This is a genomic window from Candidatus Protofrankia datiscae (assembly GCF_000177615.2).
GTDB lineage: Bacteria > Actinomycetota > Actinomycetes > Frankiales > Frankiaceae > Protofrankia > Protofrankia coriariae.
In genome coordinates this window covers 671,023-687,688 of the sequence record NC_015656.1, presented here as the reverse complement: position 1 = coordinate 687,688, position 16,666 = coordinate 671,023, and the positions used below count along the sequence as shown (strand labels likewise).

The 16,666-nt window shown below is 70.1% G+C and carries 14 protein-coding genes; 8 read left to right on the top strand and 6 right to left on the bottom strand.

What is annotated here, in order from left to right:
- Positions 1 to 326: 326 nt before the first annotated feature.
- The 3 genes from FSYMDG_RS02920 to FSYMDG_RS02910 form a co-directional block, all read right to left on the bottom strand.
- A complete protein-coding gene (locus FSYMDG_RS02920; RefSeq protein ID WP_013872109.1) occupies positions 327 to 1,025 on the bottom strand; it encodes a WD40 repeat domain-containing protein in 699 nt (232 codons plus the stop codon).
- Between the two features lie 35 nt (positions 1,026 to 1,060).
- Positions 1,061 to 2,497, bottom strand: a complete 1,437-nt coding sequence (tnpC, locus tag FSYMDG_RS02915; protein WP_013871651.1) for an IS66 family transposase — start codon at positions 2,495 to 2,497, stop codon at positions 1,061 to 1,063.
- Between the two features lie 99 nt (positions 2,498 to 2,596).
- A complete protein-coding gene (locus FSYMDG_RS02910) occupies positions 2,597 to 2,935 on the bottom strand; it encodes a toll/interleukin-1 receptor domain-containing protein (protein WP_013872108.1) in 339 nt (112 codons plus the stop codon).
- A gap of 876 nt (positions 2,936 to 3,811) precedes the next feature.
- Between FSYMDG_RS02910 and FSYMDG_RS02905 the strand changes: the two genes are divergently transcribed.
- From FSYMDG_RS02905 to FSYMDG_RS02890, 4 genes are all read left to right on the top strand, one after another.
- On the top strand, positions 3,812 to 4,273 hold the full coding sequence (locus tag FSYMDG_RS02905; protein WP_013872107.1) for a YbaB/EbfC family nucleoid-associated protein: 462 nt from the start codon (positions 3,812 to 3,814) through the stop codon (positions 4,271 to 4,273).
- A 237-nt stretch (positions 4,274 to 4,510) separates the two neighbouring features.
- Positions 4,511 to 5,107 carry a recombination mediator RecR gene (gene recR / locus FSYMDG_RS02900; RefSeq protein ID WP_043602845.1) on the top strand — a complete coding sequence of 199 codons (597 nt, stop codon included), beginning with the start codon at positions 4,511 to 4,513 and terminating at the stop codon, positions 5,105 to 5,107.
- 271 nt (positions 5,108 to 5,378) lie between these two features.
- Positions 5,379 to 5,834, top strand: coding sequence for a hypothetical protein (locus tag FSYMDG_RS02895; RefSeq protein ID WP_013872105.1), 456 nt, complete (start codon positions 5,379 to 5,381; stop codon positions 5,832 to 5,834).
- Between the two features lie 173 nt (positions 5,835 to 6,007).
- Positions 6,008 to 7,288, top strand: a complete 1,281-nt coding sequence (locus FSYMDG_RS02890) for a Fic family protein (RefSeq protein WP_013872104.1) — start codon at positions 6,008 to 6,010, stop codon at positions 7,286 to 7,288.
- 35 nt (positions 7,289 to 7,323) lie between these two features.
- Here FSYMDG_RS02890 and FSYMDG_RS02885 read toward each other — a convergent pair whose 3' ends face one another.
- A complete protein-coding gene (locus tag FSYMDG_RS02885) occupies positions 7,324 to 8,328 on the bottom strand; it encodes a zinc-binding alcohol dehydrogenase family protein (RefSeq protein ID WP_043604609.1) in 1,005 nt (334 codons plus the stop codon).
- A gap of 113 nt (positions 8,329 to 8,441) precedes the next feature.
- Complete coding sequence (locus tag FSYMDG_RS02880; protein WP_013872102.1) at positions 8,442 to 9,026, bottom strand: TerD family protein; 585 nt, start codon at positions 9,024 to 9,026, stop codon at positions 8,442 to 8,444.
- A 305-nt stretch (positions 9,027 to 9,331) separates the two neighbouring features.
- Between FSYMDG_RS02880 and FSYMDG_RS02875 the strand changes: the two genes are divergently transcribed.
- Together FSYMDG_RS02875 and FSYMDG_RS02870 are read left to right on the top strand one after the other, a co-directional pair.
- Positions 9,332 to 10,600 carry an aspartate kinase gene (locus tag FSYMDG_RS02875; protein ID WP_013872100.1) on the top strand — a complete coding sequence of 423 codons (1,269 nt, stop codon included), beginning with the start codon at positions 9,332 to 9,334 and terminating at the stop codon, positions 10,598 to 10,600.
- Positions 10,597 to 11,757 carry an aspartate-semialdehyde dehydrogenase gene (locus FSYMDG_RS02870; protein WP_013872099.1) on the top strand — a complete coding sequence of 387 codons (1,161 nt, stop codon included), beginning with the start codon at positions 10,597 to 10,599 and terminating at the stop codon, positions 11,755 to 11,757. The genes FSYMDG_RS02875 and FSYMDG_RS02870 overlap by 4 nt, the downstream gene beginning before the upstream one ends.
- Before the next feature lie 658 nt (positions 11,758 to 12,415).
- Here FSYMDG_RS02870 and FSYMDG_RS02865 read toward each other — a convergent pair.
- Positions 12,416 to 12,619, bottom strand: a complete 204-nt coding sequence (locus FSYMDG_RS02865) for a cold-shock protein (protein WP_013872098.1) — start codon at positions 12,617 to 12,619, stop codon at positions 12,416 to 12,418.
- Between the two features lie 504 nt (positions 12,620 to 13,123).
- On the opposite strand from FSYMDG_RS02865, the gene FSYMDG_RS27345 reads away from it, so the two are divergent.
- Both FSYMDG_RS27345 and FSYMDG_RS02855 read left to right on the top strand, forming a co-directional pair.
- Positions 13,124 to 15,454, top strand: a complete 2,331-nt coding sequence (locus FSYMDG_RS27345; protein ID WP_013872097.1) for an SAM-dependent methyltransferase — start codon at positions 13,124 to 13,126, stop codon at positions 15,452 to 15,454.
- Entirely contained in the window at positions 15,451 to 16,506 is a 1,056-nt protein-coding gene (locus tag FSYMDG_RS02855; protein WP_013872096.1) for a hypothetical protein, read from the top strand. Before FSYMDG_RS27345 ends, FSYMDG_RS02855 begins: the two co-directional genes overlap by 4 nt.
- Positions 16,507 to 16,666: the final 160 nt, after the last annotated feature.

Sequence of the window (16,666 nt, the reverse complement as noted above, 5' to 3'; positions counted from 1 at the left end):
CGCGAATACCGATGACGCCGGTCCGCCCGGCGCCGCACCACCCCGCCGGTCGCGACGGTCGCGACAGAAAGCATATGGTGCACTCAGAAAATCAGACGATTCACGCGGGTGAAAGATATGGACCGCCCACGCGAGGTGGCCGTCCGGCGGATTCCAGCGGTCAGTGCACCACCTATTCCAATTGCACCAGATCGTAGGCCTCGCCACAGTTTCCGCTTCGTCTTGCGTGTCGCGAAGTTAATAAGTATCGAACGGGCGATGTTTACGAGTACCCGTTCGGCATCCTCCGATCGCTGATCGCTATTGAGCACATAGGAGCTGCTCGTCTAGGGAATGGCCCATATCCGTACGGTCCTGTCCGCACTGGCGGTGGCCAGGGTGGTCCCATTCGGGGCGAACGCCGCCCCGAATACGGCGTCAGTATGGCTGGTAAGGGCCGCGAAACGGTGGTGTTGGGCCGGGTCAGCGATATCCCACAGCCGCGTGGTCCCATCCACGCTAATGGTGGCCAGGACGGCGCCGCCCGGCGCGAACACCACCCCGTCCACAGCGTGGGTGCGGTCAGTGAAGGTGGTGAGGTGGCTGGGGCGGGCCGGGTCGGTGACATCCCACAACCGCACCTTCCCGTCCCGGCTGGTGGTGGCCAGGATAGGACCCTTCGGCGCGAATGTCACCCCGAGCACGGCGTCGGTGTGGTCGGTAAGGGTGGTGAGGGTGACAGGTTCGTGTGGGCGGTGAATCGGTTGGCGGGCCGCCGGTACGAAAGGGTTGCTGCGGGCGGTGAACTTGGGACCGGTGGCGGTGGAGTCGGGGAAGATCGGCATGGGCAGCGACCCGGACCGCCGCTTGGGAGGGATCAGCTTCCCGGATGAGTCCGCCGGAGCGGCACCGGAAACCGGGAAGATCGGTTCGACGGTGGGCTTCGCCCGTCCGCCCATCGCTGTGTTGATGTTGTGGAGAAGGTAGCGGCGGGCGGCGGTGGATTCGTAGCCGAACAGGTCGAACGATACGATCCCCCCGAGCAAGCCATGTAACTAGTCAGGTAGTTTTTGATCTTGAGTTAGCTGATCGCGGGCATCCAGGGACGGCCCTCGGCAAGTTGGACGAGAGCGTCGAACAGGCTGATGCCGTGTTTGGTGGCGGTGGACAGGTAGCTGCGGATCGCGCAGAACTGGCGGGCGCCGGTGAGCGTGCGTAGGCAGCCGGATACCTTCTGCCGTAGTTTGATCATGCGGATGTCGCGTTCGGAGCCGTTGTTGTCCGCGGGAACCCGCCAGTCGCGGGTGAACCGAAGGTAGTCGGCTTCGCGGTCGACGAGCCGGCAGGCCAGGGCATGGCGGGCGGCCATGAGTTTCGTGCCGCGCGGCGAGGTCTGGCTGATCCCGATGTGAGCGGCGTGGCGCAGCTGCCGGGTCTGGGTGGCCGGTGCCTGCTCGTCGATGGTGACGCCGGTAGTGGCGGCGTCGACGGCGAGGCGGTGCAGGGCGACGAGCGCGTCGCCTGCCTGGGCGGCCCAGCACCAGGTTCCCGTCGGGGCCGCGTCGACGACGGCCTGTAGTTCGCGCAGCACGTGAGCGACGCACAGCTGGTGGGTGGCGCCGGTGTAGCTGTCGTAGGGGGCCCAGGCGTCGTGGACCACCACCCCACCGAAGGCGGGAAGCACCCCGAGGGCGTCGATCCCGCCGCTGCCGCGGGTGGCATGGCAGTCGATCAGCGTGTACTTGTCGGTGCGGGCGCAGTGCACCCAGTGCAGTTTCCCGGCGACCCGCAGCCCCGTCTCATCGGCCCCGATCACGTCGGCGGCGGCCAGCAGACCCCGGACGGTGTCACGGAAGCCGTCGAGTCCGGCGGCGGCACGGGCGGTCATCGCACCGACCGTGCCCGCCGAGATCGGGATCCCAACCAGCTCGGCCAGCGCGGTCGCGGTCCGCTCCTGCGACAGGAACTGACCGGAATACAGGTAGACCACCGCCGCGGCCACCCGCGGCCCGTACTGCACCGGCGCGTCCACCCCGGCCGGTGCCGCCGCCTTCGTCCGCGTCCCGCAGCCGCACTCCCGCTCGATGAGCTGATGTTCGACCACATGCGGACGTAGTTCGGGCAGGTCGAACACCTGCCGCCGTTCGGTCCGGGTCACAGGCCGGCCCGCAAGCCCCGCCCCGCACCCCGCACACGGCCCCGGCTCATGCCGCAGGCGCACATCAGGCTCAGCGAGCATCCGCAGCGTCGATCCCGGATGCCCGCCCTGCCCACCGGGCCTGCGGCCGGTCTTCTTCCGCAGCGACTTCGGTGGCGGTTTCGCCAGCCCGTCCGAACTCGGTGGCTTCGCCGAGTTCCGCGAGTTCTTCGCGACCTGAGCTTCCAGCTCGGCGATCCGCACCCGCGCCTGTTCCAACGCCGCAGCGGTCTCGACCAGCTGCGCCCGCAGACTCACCACCAGCGCCGCGAGCTCGTCATACGACGGCACCGGCGGCGACGCGGGCGGACCATCCGACACACCCGGACCCTACGGCCCGATCAACCACACAGCACCAACGACCCGGGCCTTCAGGCCATCGAGGAGTCCCAGCCAGCCGGGAAACCAAAAACAAACGATCTACCAGACCTGACCAGTTACCAAGCCATCACGGGGGCAATCCTCAATTCGTATCGGGATGAGTTTCCGCTCGAACCCGTGAGGGTCACCACGCAGCGCTGCCTGCCACTCCTGCTGACCGTACACCGACTTCAGGTAGGCATTCGAGAGAAGCGCCAGGGTCCGCTCGGCCTGCTGGATACCTTCGTGCATAAGGCTGGCCCAGTGCGTGCCAGGGACGAAGTCCCAGGCTTGGAACAGCACCTGGTAGCCGACATCCTCCAACTGCCAGGAGATCCACTCCGCCCACTTCCGGTCGGCGGTGGTGTAGGAGATGAAGAAATCCCACCGCTGCTCCACGATGCCGCCCCCCGACCGGATAGATGGTGTCCGCATCACAGAGTGCCACAAGGCAAATCAGCTGACAGACGGCTGGGAAGGGTGCTCCATGGCTGTCGTGGCCGGATCAGCGCTGACACCGACGCACCGAACGGGATGCTGGTCCGACCGCACTGACCGGCGGGCCCGAGTCCGCGGTTCGTGGGCACACAGCGAAGATCGCTGAGATGAAACCGTGAGTCGCGGGCCTGCCGATCGAGAAGATCGGGCCCGCGGAGCCGGAAGTGAGGTAACACGACCTGTCCGACTATGACTGTTTTATGACTCTTCGCAGTGCACCGGAAACCGCGTCCACTCGATCGCCAAGAGTGACGGTCGATAGTGACCCAACGCAGCCGTGAACCGTCTGGCAGCCTTGCGGCTTGGGTACCAGCAGAGTCCCAGCCTGGCGCTGATCTGGCGCTTCGGCGACGAGCGCCACGCCGACTGCGCCCGCGACGGCGCGACTGAGTCGCGGACCGTCACCCTGCAGACGCCAGTCCCGTAGTCGTCCGGCTACAGGTTCCGACCAACTGCGAAGACCCTGTTTTATCCGGAATTACACGATTTTGCGCTGATATACACCCGCGATTCATATAGCGATCATGATAATGAGAGAACAAGTGGCTGTCACAGCAGCCACTTACATAACTCGTTCCGGCAGAGGGGGTACGGGAAGGGAGCGGGTCCATGTTGGTTCCGGGGCTGGCAGGCGGGGGACGGTCCCACCTGCCCGATGCCCGCCCGGAAGGGGCGGATGTCGGCGCCTTGAGATCCACCACTTGATGATCTATTTCCTGGGAGCCTGGTGGGCGTGGTCCGGGCTGCGGTGTCGGGGGGTGGACGTAGGCTCGTGGCATGTCGAACCCGCAGATACCGCCGGGCGCCGGGCCGAGTATCGGCCAGCTTCTTCAGCAGGCCCAGCGGATGCAGGCCGAGTTGCTGACCGCCCAGCAGGAACTTGCCGACGCCAGGGTCGACGGCACCGCCGGCGGCGGCCTGGTGAAGGCCACGGTGACCGGCGGAGGCGAGCTGGTCGATCTTGTCATCGACCCCGCCGCGGTGGATCCGTCCGACACCGAGACGCTCGCCGACCTCGTCCTCGCGGCGGTCCGGGACGCCGCCGACAACGCGCGCAGACGCGCCTCCGAACGGATGGGCCAGGTCACCGGCGGGCTCGGTGACATCCTCGGCGGGTTCGGCGGCCCTGGCGGTATCGGGGGCCTCGGCGACGTCGGTGGTCCCGGCCGAGCTGGTGGTGGCCCGGCGGGTCTGCCGGGCGGGTCAGGCCCGGGGTCGATACCTCCCGGCCTGGGATGACAGGCGCGCGATGAACGACTCGCAGGCGGGCGGGCAGGTGCCGCATGGACACGTGCCGGCCAGGCCCGCCGAAGGAACGCCCGCCGGAAGAACAGCCGTCAGAATGGCGATGGCCGGAACGCCCGGCTCCGGCACAACGGGCCCCACAACAACGGGCCCCACAACAACGGGCCCCACAACAACGGGCCCCACAACAGCGGGCCCCACGACAGTGCGCCGCGGGACGGGTCGGTGACGATGTACGAGGGGATCGTCCAGGATCTGATCGACGAACTCGGCCGGCTGCCCGGCATCGGCCCTAAAAGCGCGCAACGGATCGCCTTCCACCTGCTTTCCGCCGACCCGGTGGACGTGCGGCGGCTGGCGGCCACGCTGAACGAGATCAAGGACAAGGTCCGCTTCTGTCGGACGTGCTTCAACGTCGCGCAGGCGGAACTGTGCCGGATCTGCGCCGACCACCGTCGCGATCCGGCGCAGATCTGTGTCGTCGAAGAACCGAAGGACGTCGTCGCCGTCGAACGGACCCGGGAGTTCCGTGGGCGCTACCACGTTCTCGGCGGGGCGATCAATCCGATCGGCGGAGTCGGCCCCGACGATCTGCACATCCGGGAGCTGATCGCCCGTCTTGCCGACGGAACGGTGACCGAACTGATTCTCGCGACCGATCCGAACACCGAGGGTGAGGTCACCGCCTCCTATCTGGCCCGGCAGATCGCTCCCATGGGTCTGAAGGTCACCCGGCTGGCCAGCGGCCTGCCCATGGGCGGAGACCTGGAATGGGCGGACGAGGTGACCCTTGGCCGCGCCTTTGAAGGCCGCCGCGTCGTCGCCTAGACAGTCGTCCTGACGCACGTCTGGACAATCCTTCGGACGAAGCCGGACGAAGGCTGTCCGAACGACACCGTTCAGGAGGGCCCGTAAGGCCGGATCCTCACCCGAACCCGTCAGTTCCCCGAACGGACGGTGGCCGGACGCGCCGGTGTGATCCTCCTCAGCACACGCATGCCGCCAGATACCCGTGACCGGTGCATACGTTGTTCTGGCCGGACAACGTGACCACCGGAAACCGTCACGAGATCCCATGAAGGTCAGGAGCACACGACCAATGATCATAAGTGCGCACGTGGGCGCCGGAGCACTGATCGGCACCGCACTGCGTCGGCCTCTTCCCGCATTTGCCGCCGGATTCGTCTCCCACCTCGCCATGGACATGGTGCCGCACTGGGGAGCCGGGCCGGGCCGAAGCTGGGTTCCGGTGGCCCGCCGCGACGGTGTGGCCGGGCTGGTCGCCATGGGCATCCTGACCGCGGCGGCGCCGCCGGGACGCCGCCTCGCGCTCCTGGCAGGCATGAGCGGGGCCTGCCTGCCCGACACTGACAAGATCGGTATCTACTTTGTCGGACGCAGCCCGTGGCCGCGCCGCTTCGACCGCTTCCACGGGCGTATCCAGCGGGAGTCCACCGACCTGCTGCCCCGGGACGTGCTCGTCGCCGCCGCGCTCAGCACGGCCGCCGGTGGGCTGCTGCACCTGCTGAGCAGGAGCAGACCGGCACGGCCGTGAAGGCCCGGCTGGCTCCTGCTCGCCGTGCGGCGCTCGCCGTACGGCACACGCCCCGGCCCCGCGCCCGGTCATTCACCTCTTCCAGGCAATTCATACGTCCCACTGGTCGTACCGCCGCTGCTGGCATGCTGAAAACACCGAAACAAAAACACTGAAAACAAAGGAATCCGGCGATGGGTCGATACGGGGAGCAGCTGTGGTCCCCGGATCCGGCCGCGCCGGCACGTGGACGCCGGGTGGGCGTGTACCGCCCCTACTACCCCGACCCGCTCGCCGCCAGCCCGCCGGCTCTCCCGAGGGATCTGCTCTCCCGGGCCACCGCCATCGAGGCCAGTATCCGTGCGCTGCGCGGCACGGCCACGGTGAGCCTGGAGCGGGCGGCCGGCTTCCTGCTCCGCTCGGAGGCCATCGGATCGGCCCGGATGGAGGGCATCCGCGTCGCCCCGCAGCAGGTCGCCCTGGCGGAGTTCGCCGCCACAGCCGCCACAGCCGCCACGACCGCCACAGCCGCCACTGGCACGGCCATCGAGGGTTTCAGCGTCAGCGCCCGCGAAGTCGCCCACACCATCGCCACGCTCCGCCAGGCGGTCACCGATGCCGCCCAGGGCAGGACGATCACGGTGAACGGCATCGTCGACCTGCAGCGCACCCTGTTGCCGGAACACCCCGGCATCGGCCCGCGAACCGTGCAGACCTGGCTGGGCGGAAGCGAGTGGAACCCGCTCGACGCCGCCTTCGTGCCGCCGCCCGCGTCCGCCGTCGAGGGGCTGCTGGCCGACCTTGCCACATACGCGTCCGACGGACGGCAGCCGGCCCTGATCCTGGCCGGGCTCGTCCACGCGCAGTTCGAGACGATCCAGCCGTTCGCCGACGGCAACGGACGGGTCGGCCGCGCGCTCATCCACTCGCTGCTGGCCCGGCGGGGGCTGCTCGGCCCGGCCGTGCTGCCGATCAGCCTCGTCTTCATGACCCGGTCGGACGAGTACGTGGCGGCGCTGACCACCTTCTGTCATGACGGCCCGCCGGACAGCGCGGCCGCCCACGCGGCACTGCGCCAGTGGTTCACCTTCTTCCTGGACGCCGCTGCCGCCGCTGTCGAGGAGACCCGCAGGTTCACCGTGGAACTGGCTGCGCTGCGCCGCTCCTGGGACGTCCGACTGTCGGCTTTCCGTAACCGAACGACCGCTTTTCGGAACAAACCGTGGGGGCCATCCATGTCCGACCAACTGCTGGCGGCCCTGCCCGAATTCCCGGTGCTCACGGAGGTGAGCGCGGCGCGGCGGCTGGACGTCCCGCCGCGGACGGCCCGGGCTGCGGCCGAAGAGCTTGTCGCGGCCGGCATCCTGCGCCGCCGGCAGATCGGCCGCGGCACCATCGGCTATCTCAGCCGGGAGGTGTCCGACCTGTTCAGCTCCGCCGAACGCCGGCTCGTCGCGTCCAGAAAACGCTCCTGACCGGCGGCCGCCATGCGCCAGCCGGACGGACACGCTCAGTCGGACGGGAACAGCACCGCGGCGCCGTTGACCCGGTCCGCAGCCAGGTCGACGAGCGCGTCGTCAGCGCGGTCGAGCGGATAAGGCGTGATCGTGACCGCCAGGCGGTGCCGGCCGGCGATCTCCAGGAACTCGTGGCCGTCCGCTCGGGTGTTCGCGGTCGTGCTGCGTACGGAGCGTTCCTGGAACAGATGCTGTTGGTAGTTCAGTACCGGCACGTCGGAGAGGTGGATGCCGGCGATCGACAGCGTCCCGCCCCGGTCGAGGGCACGCAGCGCGACCGGCACCAGATCGCCGACCGGGGCGAAGAGGACCGCGGCGTCCAGCGGCTCCGGCGGTGCCTCATAGGCACCGGACGCCGACGACGCGCCGAGCGAGAGCGCGAGCCGGCGGGCCGCCTCGGACCGGGTCATGACGTGCACCCGCGCTCCCTCCGCCAGCGCCACCTGCGCGGCCAGGTGGGCCGACGCGCCGAAACCGTAGATCCCCAGCCGGCCGCCGGGCGGCAGCTCCGCCCGGCGCAGCGCTCGGAAGCCGACAATGCCCGCGCACAGCAACGGCGCCAGCTCCCCGTCGGAGTAGCCGGCCGGCAGCTGGTAGGCGTAGTCGGCGCGGACGACGGCGTACTCGGCGTAGCCGCCGTCGGCGTCCCAGCCGGTGTAGCGGGACGCCGGGCACAGGTTCTCCGCGCCGCGCCGGCAGTAGCCGCAAGCGCCGTCGGTCTCCCGCAGCCAGGCGATGCCGAGGCGGTCACCGATGGCGGCCCCGTCGACGTCGTCACCGAGCGCGTCGACGTAGCCGACGACCTCGTGCCCGGGGATGGTGCCGGGCCGGCGTGGCGGCAGGTCGCCTTCGGCGAGATGCAGGTCGGTGCGGCAGACACCGCAGGCCGCGACCCGCAGCCGAACCTGGCCGACGGCCGGTTCGGGTACCGGGACGACCGCCCGGCGCAGCGGCCGGGCCGCGGCCGGAGCCGGTGTGGCGACCTGCCAACCGATCATCGTCGGTGTCATGTCCCCGATGTTCCCAGCTCCGGCCGGCACCTACCGGGCTTCGACGGGCAGCCCGCCGACCGACAGGGCCCGGACATCGGGCCCCTCGTACGTCGGTGCTCTCAGACGTTGACACCGTGGTCACGGGCGAGGCCGCTGAGGTCGTTGTGTCCCTGGCCGACCGCGCGGAACTTCCATTCGGCGCCGTTCCGGTAAACCTCACCGAAGATGACGACCGTCTCGGTGGAATAGTCCTCGGACAGGTCGTAACGGACCAGTTCGGTGCCGGTCTGGTCGACGACGCGGATGTAGGCGTTGCGCACCTGGCCGAAGTTCTGCTGCCGCTCCTGCGCGCCGTAAATCGACACCGGGACGACAATCTTGTCGATCTCGGCCGGCACCTGGCCGAGGGTGATGACGATCGACTCGTCGTCCCCCTCCCCCGCGCCGGTGAGGTTGTCGCCGGTGAGCTGGATGGCGCCGTCCGGGGACTTCAGATTGTTGAAGAAGATGAAGTACTGGTCGCTGAGGACCTTGCCGTCGGCCTTCACGCCGATGGCGGAGGCGTCCAGGTCGAAGTCGGTTCCGGTGGTGGTGCGGGCGTCCCATCCAAGCCCGACGGTGAGCGCGGTGAGCTGGGGCGTGCCCGCCTCGGCCGCCTGCTTGGTGAGGCTGACGTTGCCACCCTTGGCAAGGCTGATGGCCATGTGCAGTCATCCCTTCCGATCGGGCTCCGTCTGCTGGCGGGTCGTCCCGACCGATGTCCGACAATGGATTCCGGGAGAACCCTCGCACACGCGTGGTCACCCGGCCCACACCAGGTCGGGATTTGTACATGGCAGGTCCTGCCGCCGGCACGATCCGTCGATGACCGCAGCTCTTCCCGCATCCCGGCCCCGACGGGCCAAAAGCGACACAATCATGCTTTCACCTCCGGCGAAGCGGCGCATGGGACCGGCGCCTCCCCGAGCGACGGGACGGGCCGCCATGGGTCCCAAGTAACCTGGGACCCATGGCGCTCGTCGTGGCGAAGTTCGGTGGCTCCTCCGTGGCGGACGCCGACCGGATCAAACGGGTCGCCGAGCGGATCGTGGCCCAGCGCCGCTGCGGCGACGACGTGGTCGTGGTGGTGAGCGCAATGGGTGACACCACCGACGACCTGCTCGACCTCGCCGAGCAGGTCGCGCCGCTCCCCCCGGCCCGCGAGCTCGACATGCTGCTCACCGCCGGTGAGCGCATCTCCATGGCGCTGCTGGCCATGGCCATCTCGAACCTGGGCGCCGAGGCCCGTTCCTTCACCGGCTCCCAGGCCGGGGTGATCACCGACTCGGTGCACGGCCGGGCCCGCATCATCGATGTCACCCCGGGGCGTATCCGAAGTGCCCTGGACGAGGGCGCCATCGCGATCGTCGCCGGTTTCCAGGGCGTCAGCCAGGACACCAAGGACGTGACAACGCTCGGCCGGGGCGGCTCGGACACGACCGCCGTCGCGCTCGCGGCCGCTCTGAACGCCGACTTCTGTGAGATCTACACCGACGTGGACGGCGTCTTCACCGCCGACCCGCGGATCGTGCCGGACGCTCGCCGTATCGAACGCATCTCCTATGAGGAGATGATGGAGATGGCGGCCTGCGGGGCCAAGGTACTCATGCTCCGATGCGTCGAGTACGCACGTCGCTACACAGTCCCCGTGCACGTCCGTTCGTCGTTCTCGTCACGGCCGGGGACGTGGGTCACCGAGATTGCGGAGGCAGAGCTGGTGGAACAGGCCATCATCCGGGGAGTCGCGCACGACAAGGGGGAGGCGAAGGTGACCGTGGTCGGCTGCCCGGACAAGCCCGGGGTCGCCGCCGCGGTGTTCCGGGCGGTCGCCGACGCCGACGTCAACCTCGACATGATCGTCCAGGTCGGGTCGGTCGCCGGCAGCGGCCGGACCGACATCTCCTTCACCCTGCCGAAGACCGACGGCCGTAACGCCCTGAACGCGCTGGAGAAGGTCCGTGCGGAGATCGGGTTCGAACGGACCCTGTACGACGACCACATCGGCAAACTCTCCCTGGTCGGCGCGGGGATGAAATCGCATCCGGGGGTGTCGGCCCGGTTCTTCGGGGCGCTGGCCGACGCCGAGGTCAACGTGGAGATCATTTCTACCTCGGAAATCCGGATCTCGGTGGTCATCCGGGACACCGACCTGCCGGTCGCGGTGCGGGCCGTCCACGGCGCGTTCGAGCTCGGCGACCCCGACGGCCAGGCCGTCGTCTACGCGGGCACCGGCCGATGACCAGCGGGGCGCACGAAACGGCGACCACGGCGGCGGCGCCGGCGGCTCCGCTGCCGGCCGCTTCAGCGGGCTCGGCGGGCTTGGCGGGCTCGGCCCGGCGGCCGACGCTGGCGGTGGTCGGGGCGACCGGTGCCGTGGGCACGGTGATGCTGTCGTTGCTGGACGAACGTCCCGACATCTGGGGCGAGATCCGCCTGATCGCCTCGGCCCGCTCCGCCGGGCGCCGGCTGCGGGTCCGCGGCGAGGACGTCGAGGTGCTCGCGCTCGCGCCGGAGTCCTTCGACGATGTCGACATCGCCATGTTCGACGTGCCGGACGAGATCTCGGCGCGGTGGGCGCCAATCGCCGCCGCCCACGGGGCGGTCGCGGTCGACAACTCAGGAGCGTTCCGGATGGATCCGGACGTCCCCCTCGTCGTTCCCGAGGTGAACGCGGACGCGGTTGCCAACCGACCGCGCGGGATCATCGCCAACCCGAACTGCACGACGCTGTCGATGATCGTCGCACTCGGCGCGCTGCACCGCGCCTTCGGCCTTCAGTCCCTGGTCGCGACGTCCTACCAGGCGGCCAGCGGGGCCGGCCAGGCCGGTGTCGACACCCTCTACGCCCAGCTTGCCGCGGTCGCGGGCGACCGTGACCTCGGCCGGAACGCGGGCGACGTCCGCAAGGCGGTCGGCGCGGACGGGCTCGGCCCGTTCCCGGCCCCGCTCGCGCTCAACGTCGTGCCGTGGGCCGGTTCGCTGAAGGACGGCGGCTGGTCGTCCGAGGAAACGAAGATCCGCAATGAGTCCCGGAAGATCCTCGGGCTTCCCGGGCTGAAGGTGTCCGCGACCTGTGTGCGGGTGCCCGTCGTCACGACCCATGCGGTAGCCGTGCACGCGTGGTTCGCGCGGCCGGTCACGGCGGATGCCGCGCGGGCCGTGCTGCGCGCGGCGCCGGGTGTGGCCGTGCTGGACGATCCGGCGGCTGGCGAGTTCCCCACCCCGGCGGACGTCGTCGGTACCGACCCGACCTGGGTCGGCCGCGTCCGGCAGTCCCTGGACGATCCGCACGAGCTGGCTCTGTTCGTCTGCGGTGACAATCTGCGCAAGGGCGCGGCGCTCAACACCCTCCAGATCGCCGAACTGCTGGTGTCCCACGACCAGGTGCGGCGGTAGGCCCGGCCGGACGGCGGACGGCGGCAGGCCGGACGGCGGCAGGCCGGACCGGCATACCGGGGGAGGATTCAGCCGTGGCGCAGCCGGCAACACAGGCGCGGTGAAAACCGGGGAATCCGCCGCTGTCAGGCGTCCCGAGAACGCTGTTTTCACTCGATGTGACGCGACCCGGCCGGATGTGATTCCTGTCACGATACGACGGAAACGTCCGACAGGATCGGACAGTTAACACGATCGGTTCCGGAAAACAGAATCGCGGTGCCGCTCGACGGCAACGAACACGCCGTCGGGACGACGCTATCCGGGCGAAGACGTTTCTCTGGCGCACGCCCGCGACAAAAGGTGAACAAATATTCTGGTCGGCACCGGCGTCGGTGGACGATCCGGGTGGGATCGGGCATAACAGACATCATCCGCGGTCCACGGACACTCGGCCGGGATCCGCGCGGGTAGCCGACCGCCACCAGCCTGGCAGGCGTAAAGCCGGAAAGCACGGAAAGCGAATCGGCGGCGCGATTCGCGATGATTGGTGGTGATTCACCGAACCCCGAACCGCCTACACGCGCCAACAAGCAACGAGGGCCCGCCCCTGACAGCAAATGGCGGGCCCTCGTCCTATGACTGTGGAAGATATCTCGGAGTTACGTCCGTACGTGGCTCAGACGACACGAACAGCGTCAGCCTGCGGACCCTTCTGACCCTGGGTCACTTGGAACTCGACCCGCTGCCCCTCTTCCAGGCTTTTGTAGCCGTCCATGTCAATTGCGCTGTAGTGGACGAAGACGTCCGAACCGCCACCGTCCACGGAGATGAAGCCGAAGCCCTTCTCCGAGTTGAACCACTTCACCGTGCCCTGAGCCACGTGCCGTTCTCCCTGCTGGTGCAGTCAGGACCCACACCGCGCGGGCCCCGGACCGTCTGCCGCAGAAGAATTCTGCTTCTCCCGCGTCAGCGTTCGTCGTCGCCGCCCCTTGTAGACGTCAACTACCGAACTTGGCCATGGAAGACGCTACACGGCTACCGGCCACGGCGGGAGCCCTCCGAGCAAGGAAGTCCACTACATACCTCACGCACCGGGTGATGCCACAACATCCCAGGTAACCCACCGCAACCGCCAGCCAGGGAGCCGGACGGCCCGGTGAGGTCGCCCACACCCGCGTGTGCGCCCCGGCCCCGGGTGGGGGCCGGAACAGGCACGGTTGACCAAGCCCCCACAGCGGCGCATGTGCCCCAGCCGCAGGCGGACCCGGAGCGGCACGTCGGACGTCCCACACCCGCGCGGACGAGAGCGGTCCGTACGGAATGACTGCGGAGTCGGGACGACGCGCCGGACGAACCGTCGGCGCCGGGTTCTAGGGTTTCGGACGTGGCAACCCCGACCTCCGAGACGGCCCGCGCCCCCGATGTCACCAGCGGGCCCGGGACGGCCGAAGGCCCGTCGTCGGGCAGGACCGCGCTCCCAGCCGCCCGGGGAGCGACCAGCGCCACGGATTCGGTCACCCACCGTAAGATTCGCGGTGCCTTCTTCACGCCGACGGCGCTTTGTGATCATATCGTCACCTGGGCGCTCCGCGACCGGCAGGACAGCGTTCTCGAGCCCGCCTGCGGTGAGGCGGCGTTCCTGCTGGCGGCCGCCCGCCGGCTGCGGGCGCTCGACGCCGCCGCCGGCCACCAGCCCGACAGCAACCTCGACCGCCACCCTGGCTGCGACAACCATGGCGACCGGTCCCATGACGGTGGCCGTGACGAGCGTGGCCGTGACGAGCGTGGCAACACGGGCAACCTCGGCGACGAGGCGGGCCAGCCCCGCGGCAACCGCCAGGGCGGCCTGCCGTACCGCGTCCAGCTGCACGGCGTCGAACTGCACGCGCCGACCGCGTCCGCCGCAGCCATGGCCGTGACGGCGAGCGGCGAACGGGCTGAGATCACCGTCGCCGACTTCTTCGCCGTGCCGGCGCGGCCCGACTTCGACGCCGTCGTGGGCAACCCGCCGTACGTGCGATACCAGAAGTTCCACGGCGAAGCCCGTGGGCGCGCCCAGGTCGCCGCCGGACAGGCCGGTGTCCGCCTGACCAACCTGGCCAGCTCGTGGGCTGCGTTCACCGTGCACGCGGCCCGGTTCCTGCGCCCGGCCGGACGTCTCGGCCTGGTACTCCCGGCCGAGCTGCTGGCGGTGAACTACGCCGCGCCCGTCCGGCAGTTCCTGCTGGAACGCTTCCGGCACGTCCAGCTCGTGCTGTTCACCGAGCGGGTCTTCCCCGGGGTGCAGGAAGAGGTCCTGCTGCTGCTCGCGGAGGGCACCGGGCCGGCCGACCGCTTCGACGTCCACCAGGTGCGCGACCTGGCCGAACTCGCCGCCGCCGAGGCCGGGCACACCGCGGGCCCGGCCGGCGGCACGACACCGGGCGGGGGAAGCCCGTTCGACGGGGACCAGCCCGCGGAGCGGGCCGTGGGCCCGACCGGCGGTGTGGCGCGCCAGCGGGCACCGGGCCTGCCCACAGGTGTGGGCCTGCCCGCGGATGTGCGCCGGCTGGCGGCGGTGGGCCGGCCCGCGCTCCTGGTGCCGACCACGGCTGGCACCCCGGCGGCTGACGGGCCGCCGATGGTTACCGGGCCCTCCGCGGCTGACGGGCCGCTGGCAGCGGCCGCACCCCCGGCAGCGATCGCTTCCCCGACAGCGATCGCGTCGCCGGCAGCCGTCACGGCCGCGGCGGTGGTCGTGCACCCGGCGGCGGGCACGGGTGCACCGGCGCCCGAGCCGCAGGCCTCCTGGATGCCAGCGCTGATCAGCGTCGCCGCCCGGCAGGCCATGCTCGAGCTCACCATCGCCGGCCTCTTCGGGACGCTGGCGACCTGGGGTCGCACGACGCTCGGCGCGGTGACGGGCAACAACCGCTACTTCGCCCTCAGCCGGGAGCGGGCGGACGCGCTCGGCCTCGGCGACGACGAGCTCGTCCCGATCTCGCCGCCGGGCTCCCGGCACCTGCGGGCCCTCACGCTACGGACCAGCGACTGGCAGCGGCTGACCGACACCGGCCTGGCGACCCTGCTGTTCCGGCCGGGGCCGCGGCCGTCCCCGGCGGCCCGGGCCTACATCGCGGCGGGCGAACGTAACGAGGTCGACCTGGCGTACAAGTGCCGGATCCGCAGCCCCTGGTGGCAGGTCCCCCTCCCGGTCACGCCGGCGGACCTGCTGCTGACCTACATGAACGCGGACACCCCGCAGCTGGCGACCAACCGGGCCGGGGTGGCGCACCTGAACTCCGTCCACGGGGTCGTCCTCACCCCCGACCACCGGCGTGCCGGACGGGACCTGCTGCCGCTGGCCGCGCTGAACTCCGTGACGATGCTCGCCGCCGAGACGGTCGGGCGCGCCTACGGCGGCGGCATGCTCAAACTCGAGCCACGGGAGGCGGCCCGGCTGCTGGTCCCCGCCCCGGAGCTGGTCGAACGGCTGCGACCGCAACTGTCCGCGGCCCGCCGCGGCGTGCTGCGCGCGCTGGCCGCGGGACGGCTCACCGACGCGGTGGCAGGCGTGGACGAGGTGCTGCTCGTCGGCGGGGCCGGGCTGGGCCCCGCCGCCATCGAACAGATCGTGGTCGCCCGTCACGCCCTGTGGTCCCGCCGCCATGCCCGCGCGGGCCGTGCGGATGCGCCGCGTTCGGACCCGGAACGCTCGGGTGACGGCCCCGCGTGAGCCGCCGCCCGGACAAGCTCGTCGCCTACGAGCCGGTGCTCGCCCGTCATCCCCCGACGGATCCGTGGCGGCACACCGCTGGCGCGCGACCGTGCTACACGCCCGACTACGGCCTGCTCGGTGAGCTGCTGACCCAGCCGGTGCGCGGCGGCGAGGCGTCCGAGAGCGGCGCGTTCGCCAAGGGGATCGACGCCTGGATCGCCCACGAGCTGCGCCGCGCCGGGTTCGGTGCCGACGAGGTCTGGCCGAGGGCCAGCCAGCCGAGGGTGCTGCCGCGTGATGTGGCCGTGCTGCTCGACAAGCTGCCGAAGGCGCTGGCCGACGAGGTGCGCGCCCGGGTGGGCGCGATGCCGGCGGTGACACCGGCGGACGCGGTGATCCTCGGGCGCGCCTACGACAAGCAGGTCGACGTCGTGATCTCCCGCTGGGAGCGCGGCCCCGAGCTTCTGATCAGCACGAAGGCGCAGGTCTCGTCGTTCGGGAAGAACCTGCCGAACCGTTTCGAGGAGGCCTACGGGGACGCCGGGAACCTGCGGGGACGCTACCCGCTGGCCGCGGTCGGCTTCCTGTTCGTGCAGCGCTCGACGATCCTCGACACCGAACCGGACACGTTCGAACGGACCATCGACATGATCCGTAAGCTGCGCGCGGGCGCGGGCGTGCCGGGCGGCGTGGGCGTGGGTGCCGACAGCGGCGGCTACACCGCGACGGCCCTCGTCCTCGTCGAGTGGGACGACATCGCCGACGGCCCGGCCGCCGGCCCGGCGCTCGCGCCGTCGGGGGTGCGGGTGCGCCACGACGTCGTGCCAGCGGACGTGGCCGCGCCGCAGTTCTTCACCACACTGATCCGGCACATCACCGCCGTGACCCCGGTCGTCCACCACGTCCGCGTCCGGGAGCTGCTGGAACGCCGTAACCTGCCGGTCGCCGAGGCGGACGCCGACGCGCTGACCGCCGAGGCGAACACGGCCGCGGGCACCGACCCGGCGACGAGAGCGACCGAGCCGACCGGCCCGCTCATGATCGATGTGCCGCTCTTCCCTGATCTCTGATTTTGATCTCCGGGACGACCCCGAGTGATCTTTCTCGGGATCGCATATGCGAATCTCACTCTCAGTAAGTAGAACGCATGTCAACTGGATAATCATGACACCATCAAGAACACGACGGCCGCCTCCCCGGATGCTTTCATGCTTGTGCAGGCGTTCGCGC